Below are 21261 nucleotides of genomic sequence, written 5' to 3'. Positions count from 1 at the left end.
TACTGAAATAGATATACAAATTACTGTTTAACATGCTTCATAAAGTGTGACATCGACTACAATCTATTAATAGTCGATGTCCTTATTTACATATTGATTCTTTTACCAATGAAATAAATAAGCGGTTTGTACTTATATAAATTATGCATAAATAGATTTGCTATCAGGATTTATCACTAAATTTAAACTATGCGACCAGATATAAGTATTAAACGTATCTATGAAGAAACCGATAGTCATGACGGTTATCGAGTTTTGGTGGATAGACTATGGCCAAGAGGTCTTACTAAAGAAAAAGCTCATATTGACGAATGGGCTACTGATATTGCACCTTCTACCGCAACCCGGCTCGCCTATGCTCATGTTCCGGAACGATGGGAAATCTTTAAAATCCAGTACAAAAACGAACTCCTAAACAATGAACAGTTAATTTCTTATCTGGATAAATGGGAAGAGCATCCCATCATAACATTACTTTATGCTGCTAAGGATAAAGAGCACACGCATGCGCTTGTATTGCAGGAATATCTGATATTTTGCTACAATTCCCGAAAGTAATTTTAATAATAAACTCATCATACACCTAAAACCTACACCCAATGAATAACAAAAGCATCGATTTTGGAACACTTGCCATACATCAATTGCATACTGATGGTCACCATTCTCATTTAGCACCCATATATGCCAGTTCCACTTTTACTTTTGACAGTGCCGAACAGGGTATGCGAAGATTCTCCGGTGAAGATTCTGGTTATATTTACTCCAGGTTTGGAAACCCAACTACTGATGCCACAGCTCAAGCTATAGCCGATCTTGAAACTTGGAAGATCTTAAATGAAGACGGAACGCCAATGCGCGCCAGGGCGCTGTTAACCTCAAGTGGACAGGCGGCGATGTCTACCTTATTTATTTCTTGCTTAAATGCCGGAGATGCACTATTGGCTACACCTTCTCTTTATGGTGGCACTCATGAATTTATCACGAAAATGCTCCCAAAATTTGGGATCAAAACCTATTTTTCGGATATGACAGATGTTACTGAACTGGAAGCACTTTTGAAAGCAAATCCCGAAATTAAGCTTGTTCATTTTGAGTCCCCCGCTAATCCAACGATGCAATGCATCAATATTGAACGTGTTGTTCAGATTTCAAAAAAATATCAGAAGCTAGTTTCTGTAGACAACACTTTTGCAACGCCTTATTTACAACAGCCGTTTAAATATCAGGTGGATTTTATTTTTCATTCCACTACAAAGTTTTTAAATGGACACGGTAGTGCAATCGGTGGTGTCCTGATTGGCCGTGATCTAAATGCCATGCAGACTTACGTGCACCAGACACATAAATTACTGGGTGTAAACAGTAATCCATTTGATGCATTTTTAGTTTTGCAGGGAATAAAAACGTTACCATTAAGAATGGAACAGCATTGCCGAAATGCCATGGATGTAGCCTATTTTCTGAATAATCATCCGGAGATTGCTAACGTACATTATAACGGTCTACCGAGCCACCCAGATTTTGAAATTAGCAAAAAGCAGATGCGACACGCGGGATCTGTCATGAGTATTGAGCTAAAAGGTGGATATGAAAAATCAATTGATTTTGTCAATAAGCTCCAGATATGTACACGAGCTGTTTCAATCGGCACTGTAGATACTTTGGTCTCGCATCCGGCCTCAATGTCGCACGCTGGTATTCCTCGGGAAATCAGACTGAAAACCGGTATCACGGATGGTCTTATCCGCATCAGTGTTGGTCTGGAGTCCATCGAAGATTTAATTGCAGACCTCGAACAAGCTTTGCAATAAACTGAGCGGATCAGAATTTACATCAGAACCTTTTTATTAGATTTTTATTTTTAGTCCTATGAGATATTTCACACTGTCCTTGTTTTTAGTATTTACATACTGTAATCTGTTTGCGCAACAAAGCGACCCATGGTATGCATTTTACAATCAAGACAGTACTCTTATTGGTTTTAAAGATGGACTTGGCCATGTGAAAATCAAACCAAAATTTGAAGGTGTCACAAGAGCAAATCGTTTTGATGACATCTTAGCTGCTACTGAAAAAAATAATGGTCAATGGAATTCATTCTATCTAACAAAATCAGGCCGTAAAATTGGTCACGATAGCCTGCATATCATCGACAATGGCGCCGATTGTGAAAGTGAGGGATTTATCCGATTTAGAGATCCGCAAACTTATTTAACAGGTCTTTTCAACCGGAATGGCGATATCGTCATTCCCGCCATGTACAGTCGCTTGACCCGCGTTCATAATGGTCTTCTGGTTGCTTTAAAAGGAGCTACAAAAAAACGCGTCGGAATAGACAGCTTAATCACTTGGGTTGGTGGTGAAGAAATACTTTTAGATACCAGTAACAACGTTATAATTGCAGATTTTAAATACCAACCAACCCTAAATTTTTTCTCTCTTCAAAAAACAAAAGAGCTTTTAGATGATCCCGTTCGAATTTCTTTTGTCGGAAATGACGGTTTACATTATTCCTTTATTAATTTTCAGAAAGAATTTGAAAATTGGTTAAAGACAGACTTACTGGTTGATTTAACAAAGTCAAAACTATTAACGGCAACTTATCCAAAAGTTACTTGGGAAACGTCCATTGCTTGGGAAACATCAGATAAAATCGTGTTTATCGAACATAATTTTGATCTTATTAAAAATAAACTGATGGAAATTACAAACTCAGATACGGATTATTTCATTTCGGCAGATGGCTTAAATCCCTTTATGTTTGATGCTCCAGAATTTCAGAAATATTTTAATAATTGTGGTGAATCAAATGATTGGCAATATCCGACCATGTCTATCATTATTTCCCATAAGAACAAAAAGGATATGGTTCAGGATCATCTTGAATTCTTAAGAACAGATGAAGGGTATCAACTTTTATGTGTCACCATCAGAAAAGGTCAGTTAAAATAGCTTACATATGCAGACCTATATTACGATTTATCTTGAGGTGGAAAGAAAAATGACCTCGGACTAATTTTAAAATAAATCCAGACTGCTTTTGCCATTTTAATCAATTCTCCAAAGGATAAATTACGGGATCGAAATGCGAGCGTCAACGATAATGAAAAACTAATAGCAAAATTAAAAAAACCAATAAGCCCTATACCTAAAATGCCCCAGATCCACATATCAGTAGTCAGCGACATGTTATTCCCAAATAATCCTAAAGCTAAATTTCCGCTCGCAAAAGTAATATGCCTAATATCTAAATTAAGACCTAAAAACATACCGACTGAAGCTGTTGTTCCCATAAAAACCCCGAACCAGATATTAGAAACGATCCCTGCCCATTTCTTTTCATAAAAACGGGCAACTTTTGCAGTTTTCTCCTTACCGAATACTTTCTTTAACACCGGTTGTTCCTCGATTCGATAATACACTGAATTGTGTTTATCACGGTTAGAGATACTACCGGCAATAATTCCTGACAAAAACAAAAAAACACCTGCTATACAAGCATGCAAGATCATAGGAGTTTCGGTCGGATTAAGATCATTGACCAAGGTCATCCATTTCCCTGCTGCCGCATTATAATGGAAAAGTTCCTGTATACCCCAAATTAAAACAAGACTTACGGAAAAAGCCATTATCACATTGCCTACAAATGCAATGAATTGTGAACGAAACAATCTTGCAAAAAATACTGCAAAATTCCAGTATCTATGTCTGGTCTCATCTTGTCCTGATGCCCCATTCTCAATTGCAGCAACTAAAGCAGAAGCAGTCATTGCGGGTTGCTTTGTCGCCAAGGTTGCTCCAAATAGATAAATAGCTGTAAATCCGATCGCATAATTTATACTATAAAGTAAAGCATGTCCAAATTCGCTTGTCTCTACTTTACCTAAAAACAATTTCAGGATACACATAACGCCTACAATGATGCCGCCACCACAGGCCGAGCGAAACATGTTCCAATATTCTTTCTTGCTGGAGGTAATATAATGCTCTCCGGTCTGTGCGGTATGGTGCGTGATTTCGTAAGCCAATAATTGTGTACTCTGTCCAACAAGTTTGCGAATATTACTCTTACGGCAGTTGTAACCAATTAACGTCTGAGCAAAAGCAATACTTTTATCAACCTTTTCCTGCTCTTTATCAATAACCAAAAAAGAAATGATGGCTTTAATTCTTTCCAATTGTTGCCGGATCCTTAATAAAGATTGATTGACCTTAATTGAGATGCCAAAACGATGAGAGTTTGCAAAGGCGGTGTCAATATAATTTTCACATTGCTTATGCAAAACCAGGATTTGTTTATAAGCAAGATCATCCGAGGTCATAAAATGCAAGTTACCCGCTAAAAAACGATCGTTAAGTTCACTAAACTCACGCATGATGGCAATAAATGGACTATCAAAATTTTGAAATTCAGGAACCATCTTGTTGACATCTGTTTCCATTGCCCTACCTGTAATACGTTGAACCAAAACTTCAAGACCATAGAGAATCTCCTTGATTTCAAAGTTTACATTGCTCTCGTATAATGAATTGAAATCACATATCTGATAGAGTCTTTGCAACTGATCATTGGGAATGACCGCAACCCAATCTGCATCTTGCGAATGATAGAAAAGCTGATTTAACACATATTGCAATGTTGATTTGGGAGGTTGTGAAGGAAGATATTTCTCCGTTATTCTCTTTTTGATCTCATACCTAAAATCGGCATAACTGATAATTCCGGTATCTGAAATTAATTGATCAAAATCTTTATGATCAATAACTCGACGCACATAAGAAGAAAAACTGAACCTGACATCAGGTGAAGCTTCTAAATAAATCAATAATGGTCCAATATCGACCTGGTAATATAACGATCGTCGCTTTGGTCTAAAGATATCTATTAATGCAGCCAAGAAGTCCAGCTCGGTGTAGGCTGGATCACTAAGTTGAGCCTCGAATCTTTCAAAAAGTTGTTTTATCTCTTGACTGGCATTTACTTTTTCTCTCATGTAGAACAGCTTGAAATTGCGTAATAATAAAATTAGAGTATGCTGATGCTATTTACATTATAAAATACCGCAGGCATATGGCTGTTAAAAATTTCTCTTGTACTATTGGAAATTTCTAAAATGGTAAAACCTAAAGGCATCGTAATAATTCGTATACTTTTCATTTTTTACATTTCTTCAATGATAATGCCACTTTATCATTGCGTACAGAGAACTGATATGTTCCTCATCATCATATTAAGAGTTCTCTCAACTGACCTTATTGCTTAAATATACGACACAAATGATCAAATTGTGAGGAAAATAGTTAAAATCTGTTAAAATTCATGATCAATTATATTAATCGGCATACTAAATGCGTTTAGTATGTATTCATAATTTAGGTTAATAATTGGTTAGTTAAAACGCCTGGAGTTCCCCGCTTCAGGCGTTTTTTAGTACACCATGTAACGTTGTCTTTTAGAAATTTAACGCTATCCTTAATTTTTGCTAGATCAAACAATAAAAATCACTTTGTCTAATTAATGATTAAAACGAACCAAAAGCTATAACCATTTAGTCCAATTTGATGAAAAATATTTATATTGCAGCTTAAACAGTATAAATCGAAACATAACCAAAACCGTGTTTCAATAAAGCTATAAATTATGAATCACCTTCATTTGTCACGCATGCGTTTTTACATTCTTTTTTTCTTTGGGCTATTTCTATTTACCGCTTCTGAAACCAAAGCGGCCGAAAAGGATGGTCAGCCTATGTTCTGGACTTGGTTGGATTACAGACCTACAAGCAATTTTGATTCCTTATGCCGTGAAATGCAATATCTAGGTATTGACGGAGTGATGCTCAATGCACCATCACCCGACGATTACAGAGTTGCTATCCCGATAGCACATAAGTATGGGATTAAAGTTGTGGCTTGGTTATGGACCATGAATCTAGAACATGATCGCGAGAAGATATTAAAGGAACATCCGGAATGGTTCAGTGTAAACCGTAACGGAAAAAGCCTGGCAGATACAACAGCATACGTCGGTTATTATAAATTTTTATCTCCAGTCTTACCTGAAGTCAAAGACTATATTAAAAAGAAAATTGAATCATACTGTGCTGTAGAGGGCTTAGATGGTATATCGATCGATTATCACCGCTATGTAGATGTTGTGCTCCCAACTACACTTTGGCCAAAATATAATATTGTTCAAGATCGCGAATATGCGGCCTGGGATTATGGTTATCATCCCGTCGCAATCCAAAAATTTAAGGATCAATATGGCTATGATCCTAGAACACAAAAAGATCCTTCCAGTGATCTTAAATGGAGACAATTCCGTTGTGATCAGATTACAGATGTGGCTAATATGATCGCAGACGTTGTACATGCTAGTGGAAAAATTATGGCAGCATCGCCATTTCCAACCCCTAAAATGGCATCCCGTATGGTAAGACAAGATTGGGGAAAGTGGAATCTGGATATGGTATTCCCAATGGTATATAGTAATTTCTACACGGAAGATGCTAGTTTCGTCAGAGACTGTACAATTGAAAATGCAAGAGATAAAAATAAAATGACCAGCTTATATTGTGGGCTGATGGCTAGTAATAGCGATGCTATGTTTACAGAGATGGACGAAGCTTTAAATCATGGTGCACAGGGAATCGCAATTTTTACGGTAAACAGCATCCGTGATCCTAAAGTCAAAGAAAAATTTAAAAATTATACTGCACAGGCAAAAGCAAAAAAAGCGGCTAACAATGGAATAATGCCTCTTGTTGGGACGAATAAGGTTGAAAAAGATCCTTTCAAAAAAGAAGGTATTATGAATTTGATCACAGCTAAAATCCAAAAGATGGTATCTGGTTCAGAAACTGCAACCAGCCTTCCTGCGGTAAAATTATCAAGTTTCAAAAAAGTAGCTTCCTATGATGTTACAGAACGTTATTTGGTGTCTGATAAAATCAGTAATAAAAAATTCCACGTCACTTTTTATTTTTATGGAGGTATCCTATCAGGCTGGAATGTAGATGCAGTAAAAGAAACCGTGTAAAATTTACTCATCCAAGAAATCGGAACATATTTCAATATCGAAAAGGGTTGATCATAGCTATGATCAACCCTTTTTAATTTAACTCAAGTGGTAACTCTGGTTCTTGAATTCCATAGAAGTATAATATTTATATTTCTCATTATCCAGTGGATAATCCCAACAACCCATACGATGAAAGATTTCACCACCAAAACCCGTTTTAAATCGGTACAATCCATACATCGGATGTGACTCATCTGCCTGCGGAGCAACTCCAAAAAAATCATATTCAGTACAGCCTTTTTCTTTTGCGATTTGCATAGCACGCCATTGCAATGCATAGGTTGCCATATAATTTCTATTTTCTGTGGCTGATGCTCCGTAAAGATATGTTCCCCTGTTTGCTGACACGACTAAAAACATGGCTGCTAACGGTTTGCCTTCGACCTCAGCAACTAATAAATGAACTTCTGCCGGTGAAAGGGTATCATTAGCACGAGCAGAAAGTACAATTCTAAAATAGCTGATATCATGTAAAAAGAAATTATTCCGCACTGCAGTCTGTTTATACAGGTCATACCAAATCGCTAAACTATCCATACCAAGAGAGCGAATGTTGACTCCTTTTCGCTTTGCTAAATGGACATTATAACGCGTTTTAGCCTTCATTGCACCTAATAAGCTATCTTCATCTTTTCTCAAATCCATAAAAATGGTATTTGAAGGTAAAATATCGGTATTGGCTTTTCTTAAGTTCCAATTATTGGTATTAAAATTAAAACGGATTTCCTGAATTTTTTTATCCGGAACTCCTAACCAGTTGCCATTGATATCATAGCAGTCATCGTCTTTTGCCCAATGTGATTCCCAAGATAAATCATAACGAATCATAATGCAGTTTTTAGGTAAACAAGATCTTAAACTCTCGGACAATTGCTCCAAGAAATAGCCTTGATTTTCAACCGATGGTTCGATCTCTGGTCCATAGGGAACGTAGGCAATACTGTGCTCCTGATCGATAGCCTGAATCAAAATCAATAGATCTCCTATAAAATAGGCACTGTCTTCGGAATCGACATAAAGATCTGCTATCTTAGTTTTAAAATTAAATGCTTTTGAAGTTACACCCTGTAACCTTTTTACTTCAGACCAATAGGCCGTTTGCTGAATGATTGATGTTTGATAAATCTGTTTAATTTCTTTGTCTTCTATTTCGGCAATCATGACGTTTTTTAATATTAAATCAATGGGCATTGAAATTTGAAACTTCCGTTTTCAAATTTCAATGCCCAAAACGACAAACATAACCATAAAGATTAAAGACGGCAAGTCCATTTGTCAGGGACTTGTTAAAATGAAGCATAATTATCAAAGATGCGAGATCTTCTTGCTGACTTCAAATAAGAAAAAGGGTAAAGTTAAGACTTAAAAATTATGAGCACTCTTCAAATTGGCTTAAAAATTCAATAACGAGCGAAGAGTACTACTGAAATAACCCACAGTTATTTGAACAATTCCATTAATTCTGCAATACTAACTTTACCGAAGTAAGCCGTTACATCATGCTTTTCCAGTAATTGTGCAAGGTGGACAGCCTCATGTTTTTGTCCGATCAATATATTCTCCAGCTCCTCAATTGGTTTTGATGCAAAAAAATCTCCAAATATCTTCGCCTTTTCAATATACCCTTTATGGACATCTAAATGTATTTCAATAAATCCAGCAGGTATCTTTATGGCTTTCTTAAAATTGTAATTAGGAGAAAAGCCAAAATTCCATTCCCAGGTACTGTACTTTTCTGCTACCAATTTTTCGATCCCCAGAATATCTTCATCCGTTAGTTTATAAATCTTAGCTTCAGGATTATTCTTTCTCATCTCCTCAATCAACAATTGCTTGAAAGCTGAGACTGTCATATCTTGTGGTAAGTACTCATTCAGATTAATTACACGTGCACGATTGGACTTGACAGCTTTATCTATAAACTTCAAAGGATTAACTTTTAGCGCATCGCCCAGTACCTCCATCTGTGAACTAATCAATAACGTACCATGTTGGATCATTTTTCCATTTTTTGCAAGTTTAGCATTTCCACTAAATTTCTTCCCTTCAATCAACAGATCATTTCTCCCCTCCAATTTTGCAGGTATGTTCATACTATTTAACAACGATACAACGGGCTGAGTAAATGTCGAGAAATCCATAAAATCATTTTCGCCCAACAAGATGTGAAAAGAAAAATTCAGATTTCCAAGATCATGATAAACCGCTCCTCCCCCTGACATCCTTCGAACGACCTTTATTCCTTGAGCTTGAACATAATCCAAGTTAATTTCAGCTAATGTATTTTGAAATTTGCCTATGATAATTGAAGGTGCATTAATATACAGAAGGAAAATAGCTTCTTTTGGGTATTTATATAATAAGTATTCTTCCGATGCTATATTAAAATAAGCATTATTAGAAGGTGAATCGATAATCAACATAAGATTGAAATTTTAACAAAAATAATAAGTTTTTGACAGAAAGACGATGCCGGGCCTTCAGTGCTTTATACAGGATCAAGTCTGGTCATTAATACCTTCATAAATAAACAGTTTTAATCTCTAACAATGAAATAGCTTCAATAATTGAAAAAAGCGGAACATGGATTAAGAAAAATATTAAATGAAACCATTATATTTACAAGAGAAGAGCTATTAAAATAACGTTAAATACTTTTCCACGAAGTGTATTACGCTGCTTTTTTTATCAACTATACTTCGTTCAGATTACATTAGAGAAATAAATGATTAGAATTTTATTGCAAAATAATAGATCGTGCATATTAAAGAAATAAGGGATGCCAGAAGAAACAGAAAAAAAAATAGCGATCTTAATTGATGCTGATAATATCTCCTATAAAAAGATAGAAGAGATATTGAATGAAGTAAAACGATATGGGATCCCTACTATCAAGCGTATTTATGGAGACTGGACTAGTCCTTATGTTGAAAACTGGAAAGACAGTCTTTTGACTCATGCTATAACACCTATTCAGCAATACAGTTATACACAGGGCAAAAACTCGACCGATTCGGCTTTAATCATAGATGCCATGGATATCCTACACTCGGATCGGGTAGATGGATTTTGCATTGTTTCAAGTGACAGTGATTTCACACGTTTAGCAACTAGGCTACGTGAATCAGGAAAACTTGTCATTGGCATAGGAGAAAGAAAAACACCAAAACCGTTCATATCTTCATGTGATAAGTTTATCTATGTGGAAATTCTTGAGAAAGAAGTTTCAAAAAAGGCGGTAAAAAAGAAAAACAATAATACCAGTCCGACGCCATCACCAATTGAACGGAATAAAATATCAGCATTGGATGAAGAGACGCTCGAACTATTAAAAGATACTGTAGATGATACGGCTGATGAAAGCGGATGGGCATTTTTAGGGGAAATTGGTAGTTTATTTAATAAAAGAAAACCTGATTTTGATGCCCGTAATTATGGATATGAAAAAATATCGCATCTTTTCAAGGCTTATAAAGAAGATTTTGAGATTGAAGAACGGAATACTGAAAAATCAAGAATAAAGAATTACTACATTAGAAATATCATCAATAAAGTCACACCGGCTACTCCTGCCGTCCCGAAAGCGGAGCATCCTACTCCTAATCAATTAAAAACGACACAGTCTCACTCCAGTTCCGCGCAAACAGGACATAAAGGACATAATCAAGGAAAGCAAAACAATCCGGGGCAAAATAAAGTGGTAAATACACCGAATTCCACCAAAACAGAAAGTGTATCTAGTCATCAAGGAAAGACTGTGAATACGCAGAATCCCTCTGATCAAGCAGAAAATATCTCCGGAAATCAAAAACAAGAAAATACAAAATCAAGTTCTGCGAAATCCAAAAGTACGACCAATAATCAGAAACAAGGGAAAGGGCAAGCTCACACTGAAAAAGCTGAAATTACTGTAACTAATCAAGGTAATGCAGACAATAATGCATCAGAAGCTACTCAAACAACTGATGGAACACCTTCAACAGTAAAAAATACAACAATAAATTTAGAAACGGCAATCCTTCCCTCGAAAGGAAATCAGATCACTGCAGAAGATGTTACTAAAAATCAGATTAGGATAACGAAGGATCTAAAACAATTGTTCCCAAATAAGACAAAAAAAATCCGAATTCTTATTGATAATGAATATGAGTGTTCCTTTTCATATAGAAGGGATCGTTCACATGTGCTCAGTCTGGGAACTGCTGCTGCACAAGAGTTGGAACTTGAAGCGGGAATATCCATTAAAGTTACAAAACTAGGCGAAAACTCTTATCAATTAGAGAAAGTGATTAAAGAAAGTAACTAAAATTACTATAAATCATGTAATATTGTTAATGTAACACAATTAATAATAACTAGTTTATCTTTTGGCACAACATTTGAAATAACTTTTATTCATAATTTAGATTAATAATTGGTTAGAAAATGCCTAAGGCTCCCAACCTGAGGCATTTTCATTTTTAAACCTTTATGCTCAGGTTCAGAATATTCTCAAATACTCCTCTAACCCTTAATTAAACACCTTTTAATCTAATAAGTTAAAAGCTTAACATAATTTTAATTTAGGATAATTAACAAATTACTAAACGAAATATTAAAAATCAATATCATAGTTTTATTGTTATAGTATATAAATAAGCCATGCATAAATGATTTCCAAAACCGAAGTGAACTTAAAAGTACACAGTATGTATAGGGCAATATAAAAAGTTATGAGCTAACTTCCGGAACAATCAAATACCTAATGGATTACCAATAGCATTAATCCATTCGTAAAACAGGACAAAGACATGACGTAGGAAATTTATGGCAATCGTAATTCAGTTAGGCTATGTGCATTTGTAAATTCATCCGGATAAAATCTTATTTTTAGAACAGCCCAGAAGCCTTGATTTAATTTAGCAAAAAAAAGTGTAACGAAACAACAAGACCCTGTACTTACTAACAAACAGAAAGGAACATATCCTTAAGCAGTAGGTTTATGAAAAGAAATAAGGCATTACTAATTAAAACATTTGCAAAAGCATAATATGCAGGCAGACTCTTTAATCGAAAAAACATTTTTAAACCTAGTAGAGGTTCACAAAGGCATCTTGCATAAGGTCGCTCGATTGTACATGGACAGTTCGGAAGATCGGGAAGATTTGCAACAGGAAATCATCATACAATTGTGGAGATCCTATCAGAACTTTAAAGGAGAGAGTGCCTTTTCGTCCTGGATGTACCGGGTGGCTATTAACACAGCCATTTCCTATTTTAAAAAAGAAAAACGAAGAAGTGATGTGTATACTTACGACAATATAAAAGAGCCTGAAAATGAAGATTACAATCCTGAAAAAGATAGACAGCTAGAGATTTTTTACCAGGCGGTACAGGAACTAAATGCGGTGGAAAAAGCTTTGATCTTTTACTTTATGGAAGGACTATCGCATCGAGAGACGGGCATACAGCTCGGTTTAACTGAAGGAAATGTACGTGTAAAATTGAATAGAACGAAAGAAAAATTACAACAAATCATAAAAAAAACAAATTATGAATCTTGATGAATTAAAAACGGCATGGAATTCCGAAAGCACAAATGATGTGCGTATTCCATCAAAAATAAAACAGCTCGGGCAGGCTAAGCATCCTTTAGATAAACTAAAACGGAAAATGAAAAGCGAATTTTATCTGCAATCTTTCTGTATCCTATTTGTAGCTTTTATTCCGAAACTGCTGAACATAGATCCATCCTTATATGTTCTATATTATGCTTTCTACGCACTATCATTAGCGATATCAGCATATTATTTAAACCTTTTCCGATTATTCTATAATAAGATCAATCATTATACAGCTGATACAAAGGATAGTTTATTGGAAATATACTATGAGCTTAAAATTAATATTGAGCGCTATCATGCCTTTAGTTTTCTCCTGCTCCCAATAGCATTAGTTACCCTAGGTATGTATAGATACAGTATGCGATTGCCGCTTACAGAATTTACCGACCCGGATCAATCCGTAATTTCTTTTACCATATCAACTCTAACTGTAAGTATTATTACGATATTAATAGTCCTTGCATGGACAAGATATTTTTATAGTCCTTATCTCCTGCAGTTGAAAAAAATATTGGATGAACTGAAAGAAGAAGAACTTAAAGAGAATGAGTTTAATATAAATAATTCGAATGAAAATATACAAAAAGACGGTAGGCAATAAACGATATCAAAAATCAATTACAGAAAAAAGCATTTGCTGAACGGCAAATGCTTTTTCCATTATATGTTGACATCTCGATTACACCAATTGTTTTAGTGCAATTTCATATGCTTTTGAAGACAGATGTATTTTGGATTCTGATATTGCTCTAATCCGATCTATAGCTTGCCCGATAACACGAGATACATCCGAAAATAACGCATCATCAGAAATTTCTACATTGGGTTGCATCAGATAGGCGAACACACGAGCCATACCACAATTTGCTATAAAATCTGGAATGACAGAGACTTGAGAATCGGCATATTCCATGACCGGTCCATAAAATATTTCCCGATCTGAAAAGGGAACATTCGCTCCAGAAGCAATCAACTCCAGTCCGTGTGTGACTAATTCGCTTACCTGTTCTTTTGAAACCAAACGAGAAGCAGCTGCCGGAATAAAAATAGATGCACCCATACGCCAGATCTGGCTATTGACTTCTTCAAAAGATAACAAATCTGGGCTTGCTAGTTCATTTCCTTTACGATTTAAAAATAGTGCAGTGATCTCGTCTTCTGTAAAGCCCAACGGATTTATTAAACCTCCTGCCCGGTCAATAATGCCTACAATCTTAACCCCTAATTTGCTTAAATAAAATGCAGCCGCCGCGGCTACATTCCCCCATCCCTGTATAATTGCACTTTTACCAATACAATCGGTATCGTAACATCTGTAAAAGTGTTTAACAGCTTCTGCCACACCATAACCAGTAATCATGTCAGCAATTTTGTATTTGCGCTTCATATCCGGACTGTACTGCGGGTCTTCCAAAACTTTAGAAACACCGTACCGCAACTGCCCTATCTGATGAATTCGTTCATTTTCACGCACATTAAAATGTCCATTCAATACCCCCTCTTGCGGGTGCCAAAGGCCATACTGTTCTGTCAAAGGAATAACATCATGAATTTCATCGACATTCAGATCACCGCCTGTACCATAGTAATTTTTAAGTAACGGAGTGACCACCTTAAACCATCTATCCAGTACTCCTTTTTTTCGTGGATCTGAAGGATCAAAGTTAATTCCAGATTTAGCCCCACCGATTGGAGGTCCAGAAACTGTAAATTTAACCTCCATGGTTTTAGCCAATGATTCAACTTCATTTTTATCTAACCCCTTTCTCATGCGTGTCCCTCCTCCTGCGGCACCTCCACGCAAAGAATTGATAACCACCCAGCCTTCAGCCTCTGTTTCCGTATCATTCCATTCAAATACGATCTCAGGTCTTTTACGCTCAAACGCCTGCAGCAGATCTTTCATGTTTTCCATATTCTCGCTAATCTATGATTATAAATTTCCTCGCTTTGCCTGTTCACGTTCTATTGCTTCAAACAAAGCTTTAAAATTTCCAGCACCAAAACTTTGAGCACCTTTACGTTGTATGATTTCAAAAAACAAAGTTGGTCGATCTTCTACTGGCTTAGTAAAAATCTGTAAGAGATAACCTTCATCATCACGATCAACAAGTATTCCGAGGTCTTGAATAATTTTTATTTCTTCATCAATTTGACCGACACGATCGGGTAACATATCATAATACGCTTCTGGTGGTGCTCCTAAGAATTCAACACCTCGCGCTTTCAGCTCTTTTACTGTTTTGACAATATCTTTCGTCGCTAATGCAGCATGCTGTACACCTTCACCTTCATAAAATTCCAGATACTCTTCAATCTGCGATTTCTTTTGTCCCTCTGCAGGCTCATTGATCGGAAATTTCACATATCCATTCCCATTACTCATCACTTTGCTCATTAATGCAGAATATTCGGTATTGATCTGCTTATCATCAAAAGAAAGTACATTAACGAAGCCCATAACCTGCTGATACCACTCGACCGTTTCATTCATCTTGTTCCAACCGACATTTCCAACACAATGGTCTATATATAGCAAGCCTACTTCTTCTGGCTGATAATCACTTTCCCATGCTTGATAACCTGGTAAAAATACACCGTTATAATTTTTACGTTCTACAAATAGATGAACCGTTTCTCCGTAAGTATATATACCCGAGGTAACTGCCTCTCCATATTCATCAGATAATACCTGTGGCTCCTGATACACTTGAGCACCTCGCTTAGTTGTTTCTTCAAAAGCTTTTGTAGCATCATCTACCCAGAGGGCAAGAATCTTAACACCATCACCATGCTTTTTAACATGTTCTGAAATGAGGTGGTCTGATCGTAATGCGGTAGTCAACACCAGACGAATCTTACCTTGTCTTAAAACATAGGATGCACGGTCCCGTACCCCCGTTTCTGGACCTGCATATGCTTCGGACTGAAATCCAAAAGCCGTCTTGTAAAAATGTGCGACCTGCTTCGCATTGCCCACATAAAATTCAATATAGTCAGTACCGTTAATGGGCAAAAAATCTTGCGCCAAAGCTATTTTTTCAGCAAAAGTCTGTTTCATTTTAGATTTCTTTTATAATTTATTATTAACTCAACCAGGATTTAAAATATTCTTGATCTTCAATTTCCAAAGCTTCTTCTGTCAGCATTAATGGTCTAAAAGGGTCGATCATAACCGCTAATTCATCGGTCTGTTTCTGACCGATACTTTTCTCCACTGTTCCAGGATGCGGACCGTGAGGAATTCCTCCAGGATGTAGCGTAATTTGACCACGCTCTACACTTTTACGGCTCATAAAATCGCCATCTACATAATATAGAACCTCGTCGGAATCCACATTGCTGTGGCTATAAGGAGCTGGAATCGAGTCCGGATGATAATCATATAGACGTGGACAGAAACTGCAAATAACAAAACTGTCGGTTTCAAAGGTCTGATGTACCGGTGGCGGTTGATGCAATTTCCCCGTAATAGGCATAAAATCATGGATTGAAAACGCCCAAGGATAGTGATAACCATCCCAGCCAATGAAATCAAAAGGATGACTACCATATATATACGGATATATTAATCCCTGTTTTTTAATTTTCACTTCAAAGTCACCTAATGAATCATTAGTCTCTAATTGTGACGGTTTTCTAATATCGCGTTCATAAAATGGCGCATGTTCCATCAATTGACCAAATTCATTTCGATAGCGCTTTGGCGTTCGGATCGGCGAAAAGGATTCGACGATAAATAATCGATTCTCAGATTGATCAAAATGAATCTGATAAATCACACCGCGAGGAATAACAATATAATCACCATATGAAAATGGAATCTGACCATAACCTGTTTTAACGACACCTGATCCCTGATGAATAAAAATAATTTCATCTGCTTGACTATTTTTATAAAAATAATCCGTCATAGATTGTCTAGGAGCTGCTAAGGATATATGCAAATCATCATTGACCAGAACCGGTACCCGACTTTCCAGATAATCGTCTTTCGACTTTATAGCAAATCCTTTTAGACTCGTGTGTTTCAAATGCTTTCGCCGTGCTATTTTAGGAGACACATCATAGGGTTCTCCAATCTGTTTAACTAATGTTGGCGGATGACAGTGATAAACCAACGAATATGTGCTTGAGAATCCGTGTGTAGAAACCAGCTCTTCGGAATACAAAGCACCATTAGGTTTCCGAAATACGGTATGCCTTTTAGAAGGAACTTTCCCCAATTGATGATAAAATGGCATAAGTAAATAAGTTTTAAAAAGTGAAATGATATATATAGTGAAGCATGGATCAAACGAATGACACAAGCACAGATAAATAAGAAAAGAGGAAAAATTTAATACTGCGCAAACACCACAGCAGCGATCAAGGCCTTCAAGAAAGCACTCATTCCGAAAATGACTCTTACATATGTGAGTCTGCTGGTGTTCATAATTGGATTTTTGTTTATATCAAATATAATATTTTAATTTTTAATAATTCATAAAAAACAAAGAAAGTTAACCCCGAACTTCCTATATTTAACCAAATTACATCAAGCACGGTGTACAAAAATTCTTTTTTAACGTTGAAAACGTACATATAAATAAAAGAGAAAACCGATTTCAATACTATATTCATGACATTATGAAACTTGTTACCTGTATTCTGGAAGATAGTGAACACCTGGCTTTTTTAATTGGTATATCTATATATCCTTGTAGTAAGGTTGATTCTAAATTTCCAGATTCTATGGATAAATATCTCCATGCAGCTTTAAGTATCAAAGCCGCCATGAAGGATGCCTATCAAAAGCTCTTTAGTTCAAAAAATGAAGAAACACACCATACACTTGCTAACACAATTTTAGAAGCTCCCATACCCCGTCCAGGTTCCGTACGCGATGCTTATGCATTTCGTCAGCATGTAGCAACCTCCCGTAGAAACCGTGGTTTAGAGATGATTCCTGAATTTGATCTATTTCCTGTCTTCTATTTTTCAAACCACCGTGCTATCTACGGTCCAGGCGCTGTTTCCTGCATGCCCAAACATTTAGACAAACTTGATTTTGAATTGGAAGTTGCTATTGTTATTGATAAACAGGGTAAAAATATACCTGCATCAGAAGCGGACTCTTATATTGGCGGCTTCATGATCATGAATGATATCAGTGCCCGAACATTACAGATGGAAGAAATGAAACTTAACTTGGGGCCTGCTAAAGGAAAAGATTTTGCGACGGTGATAGGCCCCTGCCTTGTTACAGCAGATGAATTGGAAAAATATCGTGTTGATCCGCGCATGGGCCATATTGGCGTCTGTTATGATCTTGAAATGACCTGCTCAGTTAATGGAAAATTAGTATCCAAAGGAAACCTGCGCGATATGAACTGGACGTTTGCTGAAATCATAGAACGTGTATCCTATGGTGTTGAAGTATTTCCAGGAGATGTCATCGGCTCAGGTACTGTTGGTACTGGTTGTTTTCTGGAGCTTAATGGGACTGCGAAGCTGCATGATCCATCTCATAAAGAACAATGGTTACAGATCGGCGATCAAATCGTAATGGAAGTTACCGGTTTAGGTCGATTACAAAATTATATCATCGCCGCAAATCATTAAGAACACTAAATTAAATAAGCTACTCAACATATGACTACAGAAAAAACAACAGTAATAGATCCAGTTGAACAACAAGCAATATTTGATAATCTTATCAAATATGCGGTAGCTCCGCGTCCTATCTGTTTTGCAAGTACAATTGATGCGGCAGGAAATGTCAACCTGAGCCCTTTTAGCTATTTTAATTTTATGTCTCAGCAACCTCCTATCTGTGTTTTTTCACCATTGCGACGAATGCGCGACGGTTCTACTAAACATACCTTGGACAACATGCTAGAAGTACCAGAGGTTGTTATTAATATTGTGAATTATTCCATGGTGCAGCAACAGTCTCTCGCAAGCACCGAATATGGAAAGGGAATTAATGAATTTGATAAATCAGGTTTTACAGCTATTGCTTCAGATCTGATCAACCCTCCACGTGTGGCAGAATCACCAGTTCAATTGGAATGTAAAGTTCATGAAATTATCAATCTCGGTGATGGTCCGGGAGCAGGAAATCTCGTCATTGCAGAAATAGTCCGGATGCATATTCATGAAAACTTACTAAACGATAAAAATGAAGTCTCACAGGAATCACTTGATCTCGTTGCCCGTTTAGGTGGGAATTGGTACAGTCGCGTAACAAAAGAATCACTCTTCGAAGTTCCAAAGCCACTCCGCAATTTAGGTATAGGAGTTGACGCACTTCCCGAACATATCCGTTATTCGGATATTCTTACGGGAAATCAATTGGGTCGATTGGCAAATGTAGAGCAATTACCTGTATTGAATGACGAGAAGACTTTATTAGTAAATCCTGAAATTATAGCAATCTGGGAACAATCTCACGAAGATCTTGCCCTAAGACGTAAGCTGCTCCAGATGCATGCCGCAAAACTGTTAGACCAAGGTGAATTGATTTCAGCTTGGCAAATTCTTTTATTAGGAGTCTAATATTAAAATACGGTTCAAAATACCTACTGTTATGAGATATCAAACCAATAGCTCATGGCAGTTCTTTATTACTTAGCAGTCCTGAAAAGATTTATTAGTATCCCTGGATACATTTTTATATCTCGTTTTAATCGTAGATATGCATTACTTAGGTCCTAAAAGCAATGCTATTTGGTCGTTTTTAGCTAAGTTAATGCCATCCAAAATCAATTTACTCCAATGTTGATGATCTTGAATAATTTCCAGCAATCGATTTTCAATTTGAGTTGTTAACAAATGATCTCCATCATGAATAGCCAATTCCAGTGTTTCAATATAAGCAAGCCAATCTTCGGGATAGTTATGTGTTATATTCTGATAAATCTCACTAAGTGAAACATCCGGTTCCTGACCTGTTCTTCGGTCACGAATAACTTTATAAAGCTTATTTTTTGATTTTTCGACCTCGTTTTGCTGATGTACGATTGTTTTAGTTTCTGACACAAAGGCTCCTTGCTCATAAGCTTCTTTATCTGCTGCTCCACAAAAAACCGATACAATCTGTTTCCCTACAGCCATGTCATAAGTTCCCCATTCTGGATCAAATAGAATCTGACAGGATCTACTATCGACAACCTGACATGGAGAAAAGGTAATCAATTGATTTTTTTTATCCCGCTGTTCTATAGACTGAACAACTCCTCTTACCTCAATTCCAGAAGTAAAGATAAGTGTGGTGTGCTGCCCTATCTCAATGCCATATTCTTTTAGATCAGCAGCATCAAAATCTTCCAGTGCTTTGACTGCTCCTAACAGATACCCAACAGGGGACCCAAATCCATCAGCATGATAGGTCTTTCCATGACCAGAAAGCTGTCTATCTGCATAAGCTAATGCCGTTGGACCAACAGTCTTGATATATTCTATTTCACTTCCAGCAATACCGGTCTGAAAAAGTCCGGAGACCTGCAATCCGGAGCTATACACAATCGTACATAGGTTCTTACAAGCAATAGCCTTTTCCAAACCAACTTTTCCCCCTACCCGAAATGACATGGTATTTGCAAATTGATCTAAAACCTCTCGCAACTGGTTAAAATCTTCCGTAACAAACAATTGAGGCTGTGGCTTCGTAATATCGTATGAATATGCTAATGCTTTCAATGAATAAGGTAATTTTGGGACTTCTTTACGCATACAGGACGCACTTTCTCCAATTGATGACAAAAGCCCTGCCCCATAAATTTTGGGATCATCTACTGTTCCAATTAGTCCATACTCAACCGTCCACCAATGCAATCTACTCAATAATGCCATTTCGGAAGGTTCACCCATATTTTCTTGTATCGCAATAAGCTTTGCTTCTGCACTTGACAGCTGCTCTTCGGTTGCACTACTACTTTCTTTAAGGATAGAAAGGTTTCGAATTGCCTCGTACAGTTCAAAATCTTTCTCTGAAAACATTGCCTTTGTACCAATCTCCCCAAAATATTGCAAATATGCCGCATACTCAGGCTCTCCAATGATCGGAGCATGTCCAGATGATTCATGAATAATATCTGGTGCAGGAGTATATTCAATATGTTCAATCTGACGTATATCTGCTGCTACCACGAGTACCCGATAAGCTTGAAACTCCATAAAAGCTGCAGGAGGAATAAAACCGTCCACTGTAGCCGCTCCCCAACCCATATGTTTAAGACTGTCGTTCATCGTTTGCAGATTTGGGATTTCCTCAATCGTTAATCCTGCTTTATGAAGCCCTGGAATATAGGGATAATATGCAATATTACGAAGATATGCATAGTTCTGACGCATGACGTAGCGCCACACAGCCTGATCAATTGCCGTATAACGATCATATTGTTGCGGTACAATAAAACGTTTCAGATGTTGGGGTAAGCGATTTAATACTGGGTTGCCGTAAGTTTCCATTTATAATTGAGCTATAAACAAATTTAACTTATTTTCTTGAAGATAAACGATAGCATATGAAACAGTTAGGTATAGAAAAATCTATTTACACAAGCAAAAATGACAAGATTAGCAATG

The 21261-nt window shown here is 36.7% G+C and carries 17 protein-coding genes; 9 read left to right on the top strand and 8 right to left on the bottom strand.

Translation table 11 applies throughout. The features are described 5' to 3' along the window. The first annotated feature begins 189 nt into the window (after positions 1-189). Genes JAZ75_RS13700 through JAZ75_RS13690 form a run of 3 tightly spaced genes read left to right on the top strand, consistent with a single transcriptional unit; the run spans position 190 to position 2955 of the window. Positions 190-558: a DUF488 domain-containing protein gene (locus tag JAZ75_RS13700; RefSeq protein ID WP_208696104.1), complete on the top strand. Its 369-nt coding sequence runs from the start codon at positions 190-192 to the stop codon at positions 556-558. A 41-nt stretch (positions 559-599) separates the two neighbouring features. Next, entirely contained in the window at positions 600-1814 is a 1215-nt protein-coding gene (locus JAZ75_RS13695) for a trans-sulfuration enzyme family protein (protein ID WP_208696102.1), read from the top strand. A gap of 58 nt (positions 1815-1872) precedes the next feature. Beyond that, the gene (locus JAZ75_RS13690; protein ID WP_208696101.1) at positions 1873-2955 is read left to right on the top strand and encodes a WG repeat-containing protein; all 1083 of its coding nucleotides are present in this window, start codon (positions 1873-1875) and stop codon (positions 2953-2955) included. 20 nt (positions 2956-2975) lie between these two features. Here JAZ75_RS13690 and JAZ75_RS13685 read toward each other — a convergent pair whose 3' ends face one another. After that, entirely contained in the window at positions 2976-4997 is a 2022-nt protein-coding gene (locus tag JAZ75_RS13685; protein WP_208696099.1) for a hypothetical protein, read from the bottom strand. Between the two features lie 32 nt (positions 4998-5029). Continuing rightward, positions 5030-5161, bottom strand: coding sequence for a hypothetical protein (locus JAZ75_RS26080; protein ID WP_259194763.1), 132 nt, complete (start codon positions 5159-5161; stop codon positions 5030-5032). A gap of 483 nt (positions 5162-5644) precedes the next feature. Between JAZ75_RS26080 and JAZ75_RS13680 the strand changes: the two genes are divergently transcribed. Then, positions 5645-7045, top strand: a complete 1401-nt coding sequence (locus JAZ75_RS13680; protein ID WP_207902442.1) for a family 10 glycosylhydrolase — start codon at positions 5645-5647, stop codon at positions 7043-7045. A 78-nt stretch (positions 7046-7123) separates the two neighbouring features. Here JAZ75_RS13680 and JAZ75_RS13675 read toward each other — a convergent pair whose 3' ends face one another. Both JAZ75_RS13675 and JAZ75_RS13670 read right to left on the bottom strand, forming a co-directional pair. Further along, on the bottom strand, positions 7124-8248 hold the full coding sequence (locus JAZ75_RS13675; protein WP_132770748.1) for a lipid II:glycine glycyltransferase FemX: 1125 nt from the start codon (positions 8246-8248) through the stop codon (positions 7124-7126). Between the two features lie 278 nt (positions 8249-8526). Further along, positions 8527-9510 carry a lipoate--protein ligase gene (locus JAZ75_RS13670; RefSeq protein ID WP_208696097.1) on the bottom strand — a complete coding sequence of 328 codons (984 nt, stop codon included), beginning with the start codon at positions 9508-9510 and terminating at the stop codon, positions 8527-8529. A 356-nt stretch (positions 9511-9866) separates the two neighbouring features. Between JAZ75_RS13670 and JAZ75_RS13665 the strand changes: the two genes are divergently transcribed. From JAZ75_RS13665 to JAZ75_RS13655, 3 genes are all read left to right on the top strand, one after another. Beyond that, on the top strand, positions 9867-11393 hold the full coding sequence (locus JAZ75_RS13665) for an NYN domain-containing protein (RefSeq protein WP_208696095.1): 1527 nt from the start codon (positions 9867-9869) through the stop codon (positions 11391-11393). A gap of 709 nt (positions 11394-12102) precedes the next feature. After that, complete coding sequence (locus tag JAZ75_RS13660) at positions 12103-12630, top strand: RNA polymerase sigma factor (RefSeq protein ID WP_232789196.1); 528 nt, start codon at positions 12103-12105, stop codon at positions 12628-12630. Further along, positions 12620-13291, top strand: a complete 672-nt coding sequence (locus JAZ75_RS13655; RefSeq protein WP_208696093.1) for a hypothetical protein — start codon at positions 12620-12622, stop codon at positions 13289-13291. Before JAZ75_RS13660 ends, JAZ75_RS13655 begins: the two co-directional genes overlap by 11 nt. 78 nt (positions 13292-13369) lie before the next feature. Here the strand turns inward: JAZ75_RS13655 and JAZ75_RS13650 are convergent, their stop codons facing one another. From JAZ75_RS13650 to JAZ75_RS13640, 3 genes are read right to left on the bottom strand one after another with little or no spacing between them, the layout of a single operon-like run. Further along, entirely contained in the window at positions 13370-14605 is a 1236-nt protein-coding gene (locus tag JAZ75_RS13650) for a Glu/Leu/Phe/Val dehydrogenase dimerization domain-containing protein (RefSeq protein ID WP_232789195.1), read from the bottom strand. An 18-nt stretch (positions 14606-14623) separates the two neighbouring features. After that, the gene (hppD, locus tag JAZ75_RS13645; RefSeq protein WP_208696091.1) at positions 14624-15751 is read right to left on the bottom strand and encodes a 4-hydroxyphenylpyruvate dioxygenase; all 1128 of its coding nucleotides are present in this window, start codon (positions 15749-15751) and stop codon (positions 14624-14626) included. A 25-nt stretch (positions 15752-15776) separates the two neighbouring features. Next, the gene (locus JAZ75_RS13640; RefSeq protein ID WP_208696089.1) at positions 15777-16934 is read right to left on the bottom strand and encodes a homogentisate 1,2-dioxygenase; all 1158 of its coding nucleotides are present in this window, start codon (positions 16932-16934) and stop codon (positions 15777-15779) included. A 385-nt stretch (positions 16935-17319) separates the two neighbouring features. On the opposite strand from JAZ75_RS13640, the gene JAZ75_RS13635 reads away from it, so the two are divergent. Continuing rightward, positions 17320-18294 (top strand): fumarylacetoacetate hydrolase family protein, encoded by a 975-nt coding sequence (locus JAZ75_RS13635; protein WP_208696087.1) that lies wholly within the window; start codon positions 17320-17322, stop codon positions 18292-18294. A gap of 30 nt (positions 18295-18324) precedes the next feature. After that, complete coding sequence (locus JAZ75_RS13630; RefSeq protein ID WP_208696086.1) at positions 18325-19230, top strand: flavin reductase family protein; 906 nt, start codon at positions 18325-18327, stop codon at positions 19228-19230. A gap of 144 nt (positions 19231-19374) precedes the next feature. Here JAZ75_RS13630 and JAZ75_RS13625 read toward each other — a convergent pair whose 3' ends face one another. Continuing rightward, complete coding sequence (locus JAZ75_RS13625; protein WP_208696084.1) at positions 19375-21144, bottom strand: aromatic amino acid hydroxylase; 1770 nt, start codon at positions 21142-21144, stop codon at positions 19375-19377. Positions 21145-21261 lie beyond the last annotated feature (117 nt).

Origin of the sequence: Sphingobacterium sp. UDSM-2020 (assembly GCF_016132525.1) — a bacterium.
Taxonomy (GTDB): Bacteria; Bacteroidota; Bacteroidia; order Sphingobacteriales; family Sphingobacteriaceae; genus Sphingobacterium; species Sphingobacterium anhuiense.
This window is presented reverse-complemented; position numbering and strand designations above follow the sequence as displayed.